16 protein-coding genes are annotated in these 15,141 nt (G+C 68.5%); 5 read left to right on the top strand and 11 right to left on the bottom strand.

Annotated elements, in window-relative coordinates:
• On the bottom strand, positions 1–374 hold a 374-nt coding region (locus EON91_RS11905), incomplete at its 3' end, for a sigma-70 family RNA polymerase sigma factor (protein ID WP_292094997.1).
• A gap of 193 nt (positions 375–567) precedes the next feature.
• Entirely contained in the window at positions 568–1,527 is a 960-nt protein-coding gene (locus EON91_RS11900) for an RluA family pseudouridine synthase (protein ID WP_292095001.1), read from the bottom strand.
• Between the two features lie 137 nt (positions 1,528–1,664).
• Here EON91_RS11900 and EON91_RS11895 point away from each other — a divergent pair, with 137 nt between their 5' ends.
• Positions 1,665–2,288, top strand: a complete 624-nt coding sequence (locus EON91_RS11895; protein WP_292094994.1) for a DUF2799 domain-containing protein — start codon at positions 1,665–1,667, stop codon at positions 2,286–2,288.
• Positions 2,289–2,338: 50 nt separating this feature from the next.
• Here EON91_RS11895 and fba read toward each other — a convergent pair whose 3' ends face one another.
• From fba to EON91_RS11865, 6 genes are all read right to left on the bottom strand, one after another.
• A complete protein-coding gene (gene fba / locus EON91_RS11890) occupies positions 2,339–3,424 on the bottom strand; it encodes a class II fructose-bisphosphate aldolase (protein ID WP_292094992.1) in 1,086 nt (361 codons plus the stop codon).
• 139 nt (positions 3,425–3,563) lie between these two features.
• Positions 3,564–4,757 (bottom strand): phosphoglycerate kinase, encoded by a 1,194-nt coding sequence (locus EON91_RS11885; RefSeq protein ID WP_292094990.1) that lies wholly within the window; start codon positions 4,755–4,757, stop codon positions 3,564–3,566.
• The gene (locus tag EON91_RS11880; RefSeq protein WP_292094988.1) at positions 4,754–5,095 is read right to left on the bottom strand and encodes a hypothetical protein; all 342 of its coding nucleotides are present in this window, start codon (positions 5,093–5,095) and stop codon (positions 4,754–4,756) included. Before EON91_RS11880 ends, EON91_RS11885 begins: the two co-directional genes overlap by 4 nt.
• Positions 5,096–5,103: 8 nt before the next feature.
• Entirely contained in the window at positions 5,104–6,111 is a 1,008-nt protein-coding gene (gene gap / locus EON91_RS11875; RefSeq protein ID WP_292094986.1) for a type I glyceraldehyde-3-phosphate dehydrogenase, read from the bottom strand.
• Between the two features lie 119 nt (positions 6,112–6,230).
• On the bottom strand, positions 6,231–7,703 hold the full coding sequence (locus tag EON91_RS11870) for an ATP-binding protein (RefSeq protein ID WP_292094983.1): 1,473 nt from the start codon (positions 7,701–7,703) through the stop codon (positions 6,231–6,233).
• Entirely contained in the window at positions 7,700–8,401 is a 702-nt protein-coding gene (locus EON91_RS11865; RefSeq protein ID WP_292094981.1) for a response regulator transcription factor, read from the bottom strand. The genes EON91_RS11870 and EON91_RS11865 overlap by 4 nt, the downstream gene beginning before the upstream one ends.
• Before the next feature lie 126 nt (positions 8,402–8,527).
• Between EON91_RS11865 and EON91_RS11860 the strand changes: the two genes are divergently transcribed.
• Both EON91_RS11860 and EON91_RS11855 read left to right on the top strand, forming a co-directional pair.
• The gene (locus EON91_RS11860) at positions 8,528–9,118 is read left to right on the top strand and encodes a hypothetical protein (protein WP_292094980.1); all 591 of its coding nucleotides are present in this window, start codon (positions 8,528–8,530) and stop codon (positions 9,116–9,118) included.
• 65 nt (positions 9,119–9,183) lie between these two features.
• A complete protein-coding gene (locus tag EON91_RS11855) occupies positions 9,184–10,428 on the top strand; it encodes a S41 family peptidase (RefSeq protein WP_292094978.1) in 1,245 nt (414 codons plus the stop codon).
• Between the two features lie 26 nt (positions 10,429–10,454).
• Here the strand turns inward: EON91_RS11855 and purT are convergent, their stop codons facing one another.
• The 3 genes from purT to tkt are packed head-to-tail and all read right to left on the bottom strand — an operon-like array spanning position 10,455 to position 14,466.
• The gene (gene purT, locus EON91_RS11850) at positions 10,455–11,651 is read right to left on the bottom strand and encodes a formate-dependent phosphoribosylglycinamide formyltransferase (RefSeq protein WP_292094977.1); all 1,197 of its coding nucleotides are present in this window, start codon (positions 11,649–11,651) and stop codon (positions 10,455–10,457) included.
• 15 nt (positions 11,652–11,666) lie between these two features.
• A complete protein-coding gene (locus tag EON91_RS11845; RefSeq protein ID WP_292094976.1) occupies positions 11,667–12,512 on the bottom strand; it encodes an alpha/beta hydrolase-fold protein in 846 nt (281 codons plus the stop codon).
• 4 nt (positions 12,513–12,516) lie between these two features.
• On the bottom strand, positions 12,517–14,466 hold the full coding sequence (gene tkt, locus EON91_RS11840) for a transketolase (protein ID WP_292094999.1): 1,950 nt from the start codon (positions 14,464–14,466) through the stop codon (positions 12,517–12,519).
• 140 nt (positions 14,467–14,606) lie between these two features.
• Here tkt and EON91_RS11835 point away from each other — a divergent pair, with 140 nt between their 5' ends.
• Positions 14,607–14,897, top strand: coding sequence for a hypothetical protein (locus EON91_RS11835; protein WP_292094975.1), 291 nt, complete (start codon positions 14,607–14,609; stop codon positions 14,895–14,897).
• Positions 14,897–15,141 (top strand): cell division protein ZapA (locus EON91_RS11830; RefSeq protein ID WP_292094974.1); only part of this gene is annotated, 245 nt, incomplete at its 3' end. The genes EON91_RS11835 and EON91_RS11830, both read left to right, overlap by 1 nt.

Genomic DNA, 15,141 nt, shown 5'->3' with positions numbered 1-15,141 from the left:
TTCACGAGCGACCAGCTGCGCAGGATGTATTCCTGGATCGAGGCGCGGATCCACCACATGGCGTAGGTCGCCAGGCGGAAGCCCTTGTCCGGATCGAATTTCTTGACGGCCTGCATCAGACCGACGTTGCCTTCGGAAATCACCTCGCCGATCGGCAGGCCGTAGCCGCGATAACCCATGGCGATCTTGGCCACGAGACGAAGATGGGACGTGACCAGACGGTGCGCGCTCTCGGCATCCTGGTGTTCAGACCAGCGCTTCGCCAGCATGAACTCCTCGTCCTTGGTCAGCATCGGAAATTTGCGGATTTCCGTCAGGTATCGCGACAGCCCCTGTTCAGGCGACATCACCGCGAGTGATTTAATGGCAGCCATATGGTCCCTCCGACCGAAGTACGAGCAGGCTCTGCGGCTGCGGCCACCGAATGTGCGCCGTCGCCTCACCCCTCAACCGGACAAGTAGCGATGGGTTGCCGCCATTTTTAGGGGCGGATCGTCACACGAAAGCGTGACCGTTGCGCCGGCGCCACTTAACCGATTGGACGGTTATCTAGCACATCAGGTGTTGCTAATCAAGTTCGACCAGCAGGGCCTCGAGCCGCTGCATATCTTCGGGGGGCGTCGTTTCGAAGCGGAGCGCCTGGCCGGTCACCGGGTGGACGAAGCCGAGGACGGCGGCGTGCAGGGCTTGGCGGGTCAGGCCGGCGTCAGTAACGGCGGCGCGGACGGGCGCGGCGGGGCTGCCCGAGCCATAGACGGGATCGCCCAGCAGGGGGGAGCCCTTGGACGCCAGATGCACGCGGATCTGGTGGGTGCGGCCGGTATGCAGGGTGCAGGCGACGCGCGCGGCCAGGGGGGCGCCTGACGCCCTGGCGGGCTGGCCGAAGGTCCGCTGAACGACATAGTCGGTGATCGCATCGCGCCCGCCGGTCTTCAGCACGGCCATCTTTTTACGGTCGTGAGTCGAGCGGCCGATGCGGGTCTCGATCCGACCTTTCTCGGGCGTCGGCGCGCCGCGCGCCAGGGCGATGTATGTACGCTCGATGTCGTGGCGGGCGAACAGGGCCGACAGGCCGGCGTGGGCGCGATCGGACTTGGCGGCGACCATGACGCCCGAGGTGTCCTTGTCCAGCCGGTGGACGATGCCCGGACGGGCGACGCCGCCGATGCCTGAGAGCGAGGCCCCGCAGTGATGCAGCAGGGCGTTGACCAGGGTCCCGGTCTCGCAGCCGGGCGCCGGGTGGGCGGCCATGCCGGCGGGCTTGTCGATGACGATCAGGTCGACGTCCTCGAACAGGACCGTCAGGGGAATATCCTCGGGCTGCGGATCCGCAGGCGCGACCGGCGGCAGAACAATCTCATAGTCGCCGGGTAGAGGCTTCGATTTTGAGCTGACGGTCGCGCCGTTCAGATAGATCGCCCCTTCGTCCAGCAGCGCCTGGATACGGGCGCGCGACAGCATCGGGACGGCTTCGGCCAGCGCCTTGTCCAGCCGCGCGGCGCCGGGCGCAACGTGCGCTGTCAGCACGGTGGTCGGGTCGGCGTCGTCGAGGTCGGATGTCGGATCGGTCACACCCGTGCCTAGCACGTCAAACTTTCGACGGGCAGGCTTGCCAACGGTGGCGAGCCTGGCGTTAACCTTTGCGCATTCCGGGGAGAACCACCATGCGGATCATCATCGCCGGCGCACTGGCGGCTGCGGCTATCGCCTTGGGCAGTTGCGCCACCATGAGTGAGGACCAGTGCTTGGCCGGGGACTGGAGCGAGAGCGGCTTCAAGGACGGCCGCGAAGGCCAGGATGCCAGTCGCCTGTCGGAACACGCCGAGGCCTGCGCCAAATTCGGTGTCGCCCCGGACGAACGCGCCTATCTTTCGGCTCGCGACGCGGGCTTGCGTGAATACTGCACGCCGCGGGGCGGCTTCGAGGCAGGGCGCAAGGGCAGTGAATACAAGGGCGTTTGCCCCGCCAATCTGGAACGCAGCTTCCTGCCCGCCTATCAGGACGGGCGAACACTGCACACCGCTGAAAGCGCTGTGTCTTCGGCCGAAAGCGCCGTCAATTCGGCCCGCAACCGCGCCGCCGATCGCGCCGAGAAGCTGGACGCCAAGGAGCGCGAGCTGCGGCAATCGGGCCTGACCGACGCCCAACGCGAGCAGATCCGCAACCGCATCCGTGAAGTCCGCGGCGAGCTTGAAGACGCGCGCCGCGACATGCGCGAGACCGAACGCGACCTGCGCTATGCCGAGCGGGAACTGGAAGACGTCCGGCGTCGGCTGGACGTCTGGTGATCTGAAAAGGGCGGCCCGTCGGGTCGCCCTTTTCTGTTTCTGGCTTCGAATCAGGCCGCGCGGTTTGTGGCGGCGCCGAAGTGGGGGGCGAGTTCGCCCGAGGCGTAGCGTTTGGCCATCTGCGCGGTGGACAGCGGCTTGATCTTGGACGCCTGACCCTCGCAGCCGAACTGCTGATAGCGCTCAATGCACAGCTTGCGCATCGCTTCCTTGGCAGGTTTCAGCCAGGCGCGCGGGTCGAACTCGCCCGGCTTTTCCATCAGCAGTTTGCGCACCGCGCCGGTCATGGCCATGCGGTTGTCGGTGTCGATGTTGATCTTGCGCACGCCGTGCTTGATGCCGCGCTGGATCTCCTCGACCGGGACGCCCCAGGTCTGGGGCATCTGGCCGCCGTAGGCGTTGATGATGTCCTGCAGGTCCTGCGGCACCGAGGACGAGCCGTGCATCACCAGATGGGTGTCCGGCAGGCGGCGGTGGATTTCCTCGATCACATTCATGGCCAGGACTTCGCCGTCGGGCTTCCTGCTGAACTTATAGGCGCCGTGGCTGGTGCCCATCGCAATCGCCAGGGCGTCGACCTTGGTGGCCTTGACGAAATCGACGGCCTGATCCGGGTCGGTCAGCAGGGCCGAGTGGTCCAGCTTGCCCTCGAAGCCGTGGCCGTCCTCGGCCTCGCCCATACCGGTTTCCAGGCTGCCCAGAACGCCCAACTCGCCCTCGACCGAGACGCCACAGGCGTGGGCCATTTCGGTGACGCGGCGGGTGACGTCGACGTTGTATTCGTAGCTGGCCGGGGTCTTGGCGTCTTCTTCCAGCGAGCCGTCCATCATCACCGAGGTGAAGCCGTACTGGATGGCGGTGGCGCAGGTCGCCGGGCCGTTGCCGTGGTCCTGGTGCATGCAGACCGGGATGTGCGGATACAGTTCGGCCAAGGCGTCGATCAGCTTGGCCAGGACGATGTCGTTGGCGTAGCTGCGGGCGCCGCGCGAGGCCTGGATGATGACCGGCGCATTGACGGCCTCGGCCGCCTCCATGATCGCCAGGCCCTGCTCCATGTTGTTGATGTTGTAGGCCGGCAGGCCGTAGCCCTGCTCCGCCGCGTGATCCAGCAACTGTCGCAGCGTGATGCGCGCCATGGTTAGTCTCCTGAGCCCGTTTATATTTTGCCCGAGGTTTAGCCTCGACCGGCCCGGAAGTCACGCCGTGTTACAGGACCAATCGCCCGTTCTGGCAAGGAACGGCGGGCCTGTGGCGGGCAGGAGACGCCGTTTGGTCCTAGGCGCGCAGGGCCTCGACGCCGGGGAGGACCTTGCCCTCCATCCATTCCAGGAAGGCGCCCCCGGCGGTGGAGACGAAGGTCATGTCGTCGGCCGTGCCGGCGTGGTTCAGGGCTGCGACCGTGTCGCCGCCGCCGGCCACGGCGACCAGCTTGCCGGCCTTGGCCAGTTCGGCGGCGTGTCTGGCGGCGGCCACGGTGGCCTTGTCGAAGGGTGGAACCTCGAACACGCCCAACGGGCCGTTCCAGATCAGGGTCTTGGACAGGTCCATGGCGCGCATCAGGCGGGCGACGGTTTCCGGACCGGCGTCCAGGATCAGGTCATCGGCGGCGATGCGGTCCAGAGCGCGGACGCCCGACTCGATACCCGGCTTCACGCCCTTGGCCACCACGACGTCAACGGGCAGCAGCAGTTCGCAGCCCTGACGGCGGGCTTCCTCGATGATCTCGCGGGCGGTGTCGGCCAGGTCCTTTTCGCACAGCGAGCCGCCGACATCGACGCCTTGCGCGAACAGGAAGGTGTTGGCCATGCCGCCGCCGATGGCCAGATAGTCCAGCTTGGCGACCAGGTTCTTGAGCAGGTCCAGCTTGGTCGAGACCTTGGCCCCGCCCACGATGCCGATGACCGGCTTCTGCGGATTGCCCAGGGCCGCATCCAGCGCCGACAGCTCGCGCGCCATGGCGCAACCGGCATAGGCGGGCAGCAGGCGGGCCAGCCCCTCGGTCGAGGCGTGCGCGCGGTGCGCGGCCGAGAAGGCGTCGTTGACGTAGAGGTCGCCCAGTTCCGCCAACTGGGCGGCGAAGGCCGGGTCGTTCTTTTCCTCGCCCCTGTGGAAGCGGACGTTTTCCAGCAGCAGCACGCCGCCCGCGTCCAGATCGGCGATGGCCGATTTCGCCTCGTCGCCCACGCAGTCGTCGGCGAAGCGGGCGGGGCCGTGCAGCAGCAGTTCCAGCGGCTCGACCACGGGCTTCAGGCTCATCGACGGGACGCGCTCGCCCTTGGGCCGGTCGAAGTGGGCCAGCAGCACGACCTTGGCGCCCGCTTCACGCAGGCGGTGGATGGTCGGCAGGGCGGACTTCAGCCGGGTGTCGTCGGTGACCTTGCCCCCCTCCATCGGCACGTTGAAGTCCACGCGAACCAAGGCGGTCTTGCCGGCGAGGTCGGCAGCGTCGTCGAGGGTTCGGAAGGTCATGTGATCGCTCGCCAAGCAAGGCCAATAAGAGATCCCAGGCCGTGAACGGCGGCGGCCAAGGCTAGATTGAAGACTGGGATGGCGAGGATAATTCCAATCGCTCCCAGGTAACCCACCGCACCGACAATGGATCGGAGCGTCTGCGGATGGAGATAACCCTTGCCCACCAAGGTGGTGAACGTGAAGAGCGCTCCGCCCCACAGCCAGACCTCAGGCTTCCATCCGCTGAAGCCAAGTCCGACGACGGCCAGCGAGATCAAAAGCGTCACGATGATCCGCACAATCGCCACAGGCGATATCGGGCGGTCCTCGCCGACAGCTTCGGTCTCGCTGGCCATTCCGGATTTCAGAGGAACTTCGCCATCACCAGGGCCGTGTCGGCCATGCGGGTCGCGAAGCCCCATTCGTTGTCGTACCAGGTCAGGACGCGGGCCAGCTTGCCGTCGACGACTTGCGTCTGCGGCAGGGCGGCGGTGGACGAGGCGGCGATGTGGTTCAGGTCGATCGAGACCAACGGGTCGGTCGTCGTGGCCAGGACGCCCTTCATCGGGCCATCGGCGGCGGCCTGAAGGGCGGCGTTGATCTCTTCGACGGTGACGTCACGGCCGGCGACGACCTTCAGATCGACGACCGAGACGTTCGGGGTCGGGACGCGGATCGACGAGCCGTCCAGCTTTCCCTTCAGTTCGGGCAGGACCAGGCCCAGGGCCTTTGCGGCGCCGGTCGAGGTCGGGATCATGGACAGGGCGGCGGCGCGGCCCCGGTACAGATCCTTGTGCATCGTATCCAGCGTCGGCTGGTCGCCGGTGTAGGCGTGGATGGTGGTCATATAGCCGCGCTCGATGCCGAACAGGTCGTGAAGCACCTTGGCCACCGGGGCCAGGGCGTTGGTGGTGCAGGACCCGTTGGACACGATGATGTCGTCAGCGGTCAGGGTCTCGTGGTTGACCTTGAAGACGATGGTCTTGTCGGCGTTATCGGCGGGGGCCGAGACCAGCACGCGCTTGGCGCCGGCGGTCAGGTGGGCCGAGGCCTTGTCCTTGGACGTGAAGATGCCGGTGCACTCGAAGGCGATGTCGACCTTAAGCTCTGCGTGCGGCAGCTTGGCCGGGTCGCGCTCGGCCGTGACCTTGATCTTGCCCGTGCCGACGTCGATCCAGTCGTCGCCGTGCTCGACCGTGCCGGGGAAACGGCCGTGGACCGAGTCGTATTTCAGCAGGTGGGCGTTGGTGGCCACCGGGCCCAGATCGTTGATCGCCACGACCTCGATGTCCTTGCGGCCATGCTCGACGATGGAGCGGAGGACAAGGCGGCCGATGCGGCCGAAGCCGTTGATGGCGACGCGAACGGTCATGGGGCGGTCTCCTGGGATGGCGGCTCGTTCCGAGCGTGGTTCGTTGGGCGTCTCAATGGAACCCCTCGCGCGGGGATTCAACCCCGGCCGCGTAACAAGGCGTGATCGACTGTAACGGCTCAGCTCGCAAGAGGCAGGTTGAGTCGGGCGATCAGGCCGCCTTTCGGGCGGTTGGCCAGGGCCACGTCGCCACCCCCGGCCCGCGCCGCCTGACGCGCCACCGTCAGGCCCAGTCCGGCGCCGCCCGTGTCGCGACTGCGTGAAGCCTCGCCACGTCGGAAGGGCTCGAACAGAAGCTCCAGATCCTCGTCCGGTACGCCCGGCCCCCGGTCGGCGACGATGATGATCGCCGTGTCGCCGTCGATGCGTCCTGTGACCTCGGTCGCCTCGGCGTACTTGACCGCATTGCCGATCAGGTTCGACAGGGCGCGGCGTAGGGCGGCGGGATCGGCCTCGACCCACAGGCGCTGGGGCAGGGTGGCGCTGACGGCCGCCCCGGTTTCGGCGAAGCCGCGCGCGACTTCGCTGGCCAGGACCGCAAGATCAAAACGCTCGCGTCGATGCGTCGGCGCCTCGCCGCGCACATACGCCATCGCTTGGCCGATCAGGGCGTCCATCTCCTCGATATCGGCGGCCATGCGATCCCGCACCCTGGCCGGCGCCTGTTCGGCGCGGAAACGCAGGCGCGTCAGGGGGGTGCGCAGGTCGTGGGCGATGGCGGCGACCGTCTGGGTGCGCTGGCGCATATGGCGCTTCAGACTGGCCTGCATGTCGTTGAAAGCCTCGATGGCGGTGCGCACCTCGGCCGGGCCGGAGGGGGCCAAGGGCGCGGCTTCGGGGTCGGCGCCCAGTCGCTCGGCCGCGACGGCGAACAGGCGGATCGGCCGTGTCAGGCGCCGCGCCATCCACCACACCAGCGGCGCCAGCAGCAGCAGGCTGCCCCCCAGCGCGCCCAATACCCGCGCCTGCCACGGCGACAGCAGGTCGCGCGGCGGCTCGACCACGGCCCAGCGTCCGTCCGGTTGACGCGCCGCGACCGCGCGCGGCGTAAAGGTCAGGCGCCGGGTCAGCACATCAATCTGGCCGGGCGGCCCGCCGTTGATCGAGCGGGCCGTAATGCTCGTCACCTGCCCCTCGCCCCTCAGCCGGGCCGCTGAGTCGGACGCCGCGTCAGCGGCGGGGCCACGACGGCGCAGGACCAGGGTTTCGCGCAGGCCTGTCGGGCCTTCCCCACTGACGCCCAGTGATGAATTCCTGGCCCCCGAAGTCGGGACCATGACGCGCACATCATCGCGGCCGCGCTGCATCTGTTCCGCGAGCACGACGCCCAGGAACCGCGAGAAGACCACATCATCGCCCGTAGCCGGTGCAGGCGCCTGGGCGACGATCCGGCGCACCAGCGGCTTCCCGTCGCCCATGCGCGCCGGACGCCCCTCCAGAGCCTCGGCGGCGGCCTGAACAGTCATTCCCGCAGGCGGTGGCGGCGGCGCCAGCAGCACGATGGCGAAAGCGATACCCAGGGAGGCGAGCACCGCCGCCGTCGTCAACACGGCGACCTGAACAAGGATGGGCAGGCTGGACGGACGCTTCATCGCCGCTCGACCCGGGCGTTCAGGCGATAACCCTCGCCGCGCAGGGTTGAGATCAGGTCGCCGCCGCCGTCGTCCAGCTTCTTGCGCAGGCGGCTGATCTGCACGTCCATGGCGCGGTCGAAAATGTCGGCGTCGGCGCCGCGCGCCTTTTCCAGCAGTTGGTCGCGGCTGAACACCCGGCCCGCGCCCTCGGCCAGGGTGCGCAGCAGGTTGAACTCGCCCCCTGTCAGTGGAACCATGGCGCCGTCGGGCCGCGTCAGTTCACGCCGCACCAGATCCAGTCGCCAGCCGGCGAAACGCAGGGCCGGGGCGTCGCTTTCGGCCGCGCGCGGGCGTCGCAGAACGGCGCGCACGCGCGCCAGCAGTTCGCGTGGATTGCACGGCTTGGCCAGATAATCGTCGGCGCCCAGCTCCAGCCCCACGATCCGGTCGGCGTCCTCGCCCATGGCGCTGAGCATGATGATGGGTGTTCCCTTGCCTGACAGACGGCGACAGACGGACAAACCGTCCTCGCCCGGCATCATCAGATCCAGCACGATCAGGTCGGGCGCGCCCGCGGCCAGGGCCTGATCCAGCTGGGCTGCCGACCCGGCGCCGGTGACCCGATAGCCGTGCTGTTCCAGATAGTCGCCCAGCACCTCGCGGATACCGGGGTCATCGTCGACGACCAGAATATGGGCGGGAGCATCAGCCTGCATGCCCCCACTATCGCCTGCCCGTTCGCCCGCGTCATGTCAGGCCTGAAACATTCGCCTCTGCAAATGAAACACGGCGGAAGCCCGTGTGTGATCCAAGGTCGGTTCCAACGATCACAGGAGCGACCCATGCCTATCCTTTCGACCCTGACAGCCGTGGCCGTGGCGGCGACCCTGGCCCCGCAGACAGCCCCTGATCGGACAGGGCCCGTGGAAATCCAGACCCGCATTCTGGTCATGGACGGTGCGGGCGAAGATCGCGAGGGCATGGACGCCGACAGGGACGGCTTCGTCAGCCGTCAGGAATTCGCCGCGCCGATGGATCGCGCCTTCGCCCGCATGGACAAGGACGGCGACGGCAAGCTGTCGAAGGACGAACTGGCGGCCGGTCAGGGTGCGGCGGGCGAAGGCGGCGCTCGTATCATGGCCTTCAGCGGCGGCGACGTAGCCCGCGGCCTGGCCGGAGCGTCCGACGGCCCCGGTGGCGTTCGCATCTTCACCGTCGACAGCGCCGACGGGGTTCATCAGGCGCCTGACCTGGACGCCGACAAGGACGGGCGCGTGACCGAGGATGAGTTCCTGGCGCGTATCCGCGAGGCCTTCCGCCGGATGGACAAGGACCGTTCGGGCGCGCTGGAGGCCGGCGAGCGCGGGTCAGGATCGGATGTGCGTATCATCACCCGTCGTCTGGACCTGGCCGCCCCGACCGAATCGCGCTGATCCAGGATCCTCAGGCTCGGCTTCGTGATTTGAAGGGGGTCGGTCGGGCGCCCTAGTCTGTGTCCATGCTGAGGATCGACCGGCACGGCCGGACAGGTTTGCGGGCGGTGCTGGTTGCGACGCTGGTTGCGACCAGCGTCGCCGCGCCGGTTTGGGCCGAGGCCCCGCTTCTCGCCCCCACCGCCGACGCCCGGTCGCCCGCCGTGGATCGCACACGGCTGAACGCCCGCGTCTTCGACCGGGTCTGGGAAGAGACCCGGCGCAACTACTATGACCCGGGCCTGCACGGGGTGGATTGGAACGCCGCCCGGGAACGCTATCGACCCGAGGCTGTCGCCGCTCCGGATGAGCGCAGCCTGTACGTCGTGCTGCGAACCATGATGCGTCTGCTGGACGACGACCACGCCGGGGTCTCGCAGCCGTCGGCGGTGCGCCGTCGCGAGGCGATGCGTCAGCGCCGGGCGGTCATGGGCCTGACCCTCTTTCCCGAAAACGACGGCGTCTGGCGTGTCGATCAGGTCCGCGCCGGTTCGCCGGCCGAGGAAGCGGGCGTCGAGCTGGGCTGGCGACTGCAACGCATCGACGGCCGCCCCTGGGGCCCCGAGATCGAGGTGACCGAGGGCCTGCCGGTCCTGCTGGACATGACGGACGACGCCGGTCAGGCGCGGGCGGTGTCGGTCCTGCCGCGCGAGATGGACCCGGCGCCGCCCTTTTCGGTCGATCGGTCGCGTGACGGGGTGGCGGTGATCCGGGTCGGGTCTTTTGAGGCCGGGCTGGGTCGCTGGATGGGTCAGCAATTGGCCGCCCTGCCGGACGGAACCGACGTCATTCTGGACCTGCGCGCCAATCCCGGCGGGCGGCTGGCCGAGGCGGACGCCGTCCTGTCCTGCTTCCTGAAGGCCAGTCAGCCGTGGGCCCAGCGCACGGGCCGCAGCGGGCGGCGCGTGGTGCTGCGGACCTCGGGCGGATGCGGGGGCGGCGCGCCCTATGCGATGGACGTGGCGGTGCTGATCGACAAGGCCAGCCGCAGCGCCGCCGAACTGACCCCCGCTGCGCTTCAGGAAGCGGGCCGCGCCGCCGTGATCGGCGAGCGCAGCGCCGGGGCCGTGCTGATTTCACAGGATCAGGATCTGCCCGACGGTGGGCAGCTGACCCTCAGCCGCGCCGACTTCGTAACCACTGGCGGTGTCCGACTGGAAAAGCGCGGCGTGACGCCCGACATCCTCGCCGTCCGAACGCTGGAAGATCGCCGCGCGGGTCGCGATCCTGCGCTGGACATGGCCGTGACGATGCTGCGAGCGACGAACTGATCACCCGTCTCCTGACGGGACAAGGATCAGGGGACCACCACACGCACCTTGCTCGCCGCCTCGCGTGCGCGTTCGCGGGCCTGATCGGTGGTGTCGCCTCGCGCGGTGGCGACGCCCATGCGGCGGCGATCGAAGGCTTCGGGCTTGCCGAACAGGCGCAGGTCGGCGGTCGAGACGGACAGGGCCTCGGCCACGCCGTCGAAGGCGACGCTGGTCGCTTCCATTCCGCCATAGATGACGGCGCTGGCGCCGATCTCGCGCTGGGTCACGTCGACCGGCAGGCCCAGGATGGCGCGGGCGTGCAGGGCGAACTCGCTCATCGTCTGCGTGGCCAGGGTCACAAGCCCGGTGTCGTGCGGGCGCGGCGAGACCTCCGAGAACCAGACCTGGTCGCCCTTCACGAACAGTTCGACGCCGAACACGCCCCACCCTCCGAGCGCGTCTGTAACCTTGCCCGCGATGGCCTGCGCGTTGGCCAGCGCGGCATCGGTCATCGCCTGCGGCTGCCAGCTTTCGACATAGTCGCCCTTGACCTGACGATGGCCGATGGGGGCGCAGAAGTCGGTCCGCGTCGCCCCGTCGGCACCGCGCGAGCGGACGGTCAGCAGGGTGATCTCATAGTCGAAATCGATGCGTCCCTCGACGATGACGCGGGTCGTATCGACCCGGCCCGAAGCCAGGGCGTAATCCCAGGCGGGGGCGATCTGGTCCGCATTCTCGACATAGGACTGGCCCTTGCCCGACGACGACATCACCGGCTTGACGAAGCAGGGATAGCCGACGGCCTCGGCCCCCGCCGCCAGTTCCTCGGCCGAGCCGGCGAAGGCGTAGGGGCTGGTCGCGACGCCCAGTTCCTCGGCGGCCAGGCGGCGGATGCCCTCGCGGTTCATGGTCAGTTGGGTCGCCCGCGCCGTCGGCACGACGCGCGCCAGGCCTGCCGCCTCGATGGCCGCCAGAGCGTCGGTGGCGATGGCCTCGATCTCGGGCACGATGATATGCGGCGCCTCGGCCATGATGACGCCGTTCAGCACCTGCTGATCGGTCATCGGGATGACGTGGCTACGGTGCGCCACCTGCATGGCGGGGGCGTTGGGATAGCGGTCCACCGCGATCACCTCGACGCCCAGCCGCTGCAACTCGATGGCGACTTCCTTGCCCAGTTCCCCTGAGCCCAGCAGCATGACGCGGACGGCGGTGTCGGACAGCGGGGTGCCGAGGCGCATGGGTCAGACTCCAGATCAGGGCGTCGGGGTGGCGTACAGGCGGCGGACGGCGTCCAGCGCTGCGCCATGATAGATGGTGGCGTGGCTTTCGGTCGGGCGCGGGGTGAAATCCCATTTGACGCCCGGCATGGCGTAGTCGCGCAGATTGGCGACCAGAACATCCATCGGCGCCTGCATCTCCTCGCCCTCGTCGCCGAGCGTCAGGATCAGGGTGCGCGGGTCGTTCGAATGATCCCGCAGATGCGCGCCCGACTGTCGCGCCAGCCTTCCGCCGTCCCACCACAGGCTGGGGCTGACGGCGACATAGGCGTCGAACATCTGTGGTTCCTTGAGGAAGGTCTCGACCACGAACAGCCCGGCAAGGGACTCGCCCATCAGGGTCGTGTCGCCATCGGTGCGGAAACGACCCTCGATGAAGGGTTGGACCTCTTCGGCCAGGAAGCGGCGAAAGCGGTCGGAATGGCCCTGCGTCGGATAGCGGGCGATCAGCTCGAGGTCATCGGTCGGCAGGGCCAGTTCGTTTCGGCGATCGACCGAGGCGACGCCCACCACGATCACGTCGCGCGTCGTGCCGTTGACAGTGCCCAGCTGGGCCAAACCCGAGATGTGGTGGAAATCCTGATCCCGCCCGCCATCCAGCAGATAGAGCACCGGATAGGGCGTCTCGCTGGCCTCATAACCCGGGGGCAGCCAGACGTTGATCTCGCGCGGCCCGCCCATCACGGTCGAGGGCAGGGCGTAGGACTTGCCGATGACGACCGGCGTCTCCGCCACCGGATCCGTGACCCGCGCCTTGGCGGCCGCGCCTATCGCCAGCGACAGGCCGAGGCTCATCGACAGAGCGAGCGCGAGACGGCGCATCCGCTTACAGACGCGCTTTGGCGGCCTCGACCACGGCCTCTGCGGTGATGCCGAACTCCTTGTAGAGGACTTCGGCCGGGGCGGAGGCGCCGAAGGACGACATGCCGACGAAGGCGCCGTCCTCGCCGATGAAGCGCTCCCAACCCTGCTTGATGGCGGCCTCGATGGCGACGCGGACCGTGCCGCGGCCGATGACGGCGTCCTGATAGGCCTTGGGCTGCTGTTCGAACAGTTCGAAGCAGGGGACCGAGACGACGCGGGTCGGCGCGCCTTCCGCCTCCAGCGTTTCGGCCGCCTTCAGCGCCAGCGCGACTTCGGTACCGGTGCCGAACAGGGTGACCTTGGCCTCGCCGCTGGCGGCCTTCAGCTCATAGGCGCCCTTGCGCGACAGGTTCTCGCCCGCGTCGGTCAGGCGCACGGCCGGGGTCTTCTGGCGCGACAGGGCCAGGGCCGACGGCGCCTTCTTGTTCTGCAACGCGACCTGCCAGCACTCCAGCGCCTCGACCGTGTCGGCCGGGCGGAACACCAGCAGGTTCGGAATGGCGCGCAGCGCGGCCAGATGCTCGACCGGCTGGTGCGTGGGGCCGTCTTCGCCCAGGCCGATGCTGTCGTGCGTCAGGACGTGGATCGCGCGCACGCCCATCAGGGCGGCCAGGCGGATCGCCGGGCGGCTGTAATCCGAAAAGACCATGAAGGTCCCGGCGTAGGGGATCACCCCGCCGTGCAGCGCCATGCCGTTCATGGCCGAGGCCATGCCGTGCTCGCGAATGCCCCAGTTCACATAGCGCCCCTCATAGGTCGGGGCGTCCAGGATGTGGGTGTTCTTGACGAAGGTGTTGTTCGAGCCGGTCAGGTCGGCCGAGCCGCCGATCAGTTCGGGGATGGCGTCGAACACGGTCTCCAGCGCCACGCCCGACGACTGGCGCGTGGCCATGGCCGGGGCTTCGGCGACGACGGCCTTCAACTTCGCCTCCAGCGCCTCGAACGCGCCGTCGGGCAGGTCGCCGGCCATGGCGCGGGTGAAGTCGTCGCGCGACGCGTGGTCCAGCAGCCGGGCCTCCCACGCCTTGCGGTCCTTGGACCCGCGCTTGCCGACCTTGCGCCAGGCCTTTTCGACGCCTTCGGGCAGTTCGAACGGGGCGTGCGTCCACTTCAGGCCCAGGCGGGTGGCGGCGATCTCGGCGGCGCCCAGGGCCGCGCCGTGGGTCTTGTGGCTGCCTTCCATGGTGGCGGCGCCGCGACCGATCCTGGTCTTGCAAGCGATCAGGGTCGGCTTCGATTGTTTGGTCGCCCAGGCCAGGGCCTTCTTGATCGCGCCCATGTCATGGCCGTCGATGGCCTTGACCGCCCAGCCCGAGGCCTTGAAGCGGGCCAACTGGTCGGTCGCGTCCGACAGCGACACCTTGCCGTCGATGGTGATCTCGTTGTCGTCCCACAGGACACACAGCTTGTTCAGCTTCAGCCGCCCGGCCAGGGCGATGGCCTCCTGCGACACGCCTTCCATCAGGCAGCCGTCGCCGGCGATCACCCAGGTGCGGTGGTCGACCAGATCCTCGCCGAAACGACCCGCCAGATGACGTTCGGCCAGCGCGAAGCCGACGGAGTTGGCGACGCCCTGACCCAAGGGGCCCGTCGTCGTCTCGATGCCCGCCATGTGACCGTATTCCGGGTGACCGGCCGTCTTGGCGCCCCACTGGCGGAAGTTCGACAACTGCTCCTTGGTCGCGTCCTTGTAGCCGGTCAGGTGCAGAAGGCTGTAGATCAGCATCGAGCCGTGGCCCGCCGACAGGATGAAGCGGTCGCGGTCGGCCCAGTCGGGGCGGCTGGCGTCGAACTTCAGGAATTTCGAGAACAGCACCGTCGCCACGTCGGCCATGCCCATCGGCATGCCGGGGTGGCCGCTGTTGGCCTTTTCCACGCCGTCCATCGCCAGCACGCGAATGGCGTCCGCCATCTGTTTGGGGGTGGCCTTGGCGGATGCGAGAAGGGCGTCGGTCACGGCGGAGACCTTTCAGAAACGGAAAAAGCGGGGCGGCGCCGCTTTACCCCGACGCGCGCACGGGTTCTATACGGAATCTGGAGGACTGCACCGCCATGGACGCCGTTTCGGCAGCAAAATCTCGTATCGACAAGGCGCTGGCCCTGCTGGAACGCAAGGTGCTGGACCTGAAGGCGCGCCCCGCGTCGGCCCCGCCGATCGCCGACGACGACCTGTTCGCGCCCCGCGCGTCGAACGTCGCCGATGTCGCCCGCATCGAGGCGCTGGAGGCCGCCGGCCGCGACGCCGCCGACGCCCTGTCCCGCGCCGCCGAGGCCGTCCGCGAGGTCATGGCCGCCAACGATGCGGTCGAAGGCGACGCCCCGGCCCAAGAGGAGACGCGCTGATGGCCACGGTGACGGTAGAGGTCAACGGTCGCCCCTATGCCGTCGGTTGCGCCGACGGCCAGGAAGAGCGGGTCCGTATCCTGGCGCGGCAATTCGACGCCAATGTCCGCCAGATCGCGTCCGACGTGGGCCATGTCGGCGATCTGCGCCTGTTCCTGATGGCCTCGCTGCTGCTGGCCGACGAGCTGCACGAGGCGCGCCAGCAGCTGGAAAGCGGCGCAGGCGTCGCGGGACCGGTCAAGGC

Origin of the sequence: Brevundimonas sp., from assembly GCF_004210735.1 — a bacterium.
In the GTDB taxonomy this organism is placed as follows: Bacteria; Pseudomonadota; Alphaproteobacteria; order Caulobacterales; family Caulobacteraceae; genus Brevundimonas.
The sequence above is the reverse complement of the archived record's forward strand: the minus strand, read 5'-3'. Positions and strand labels throughout refer to the sequence as shown.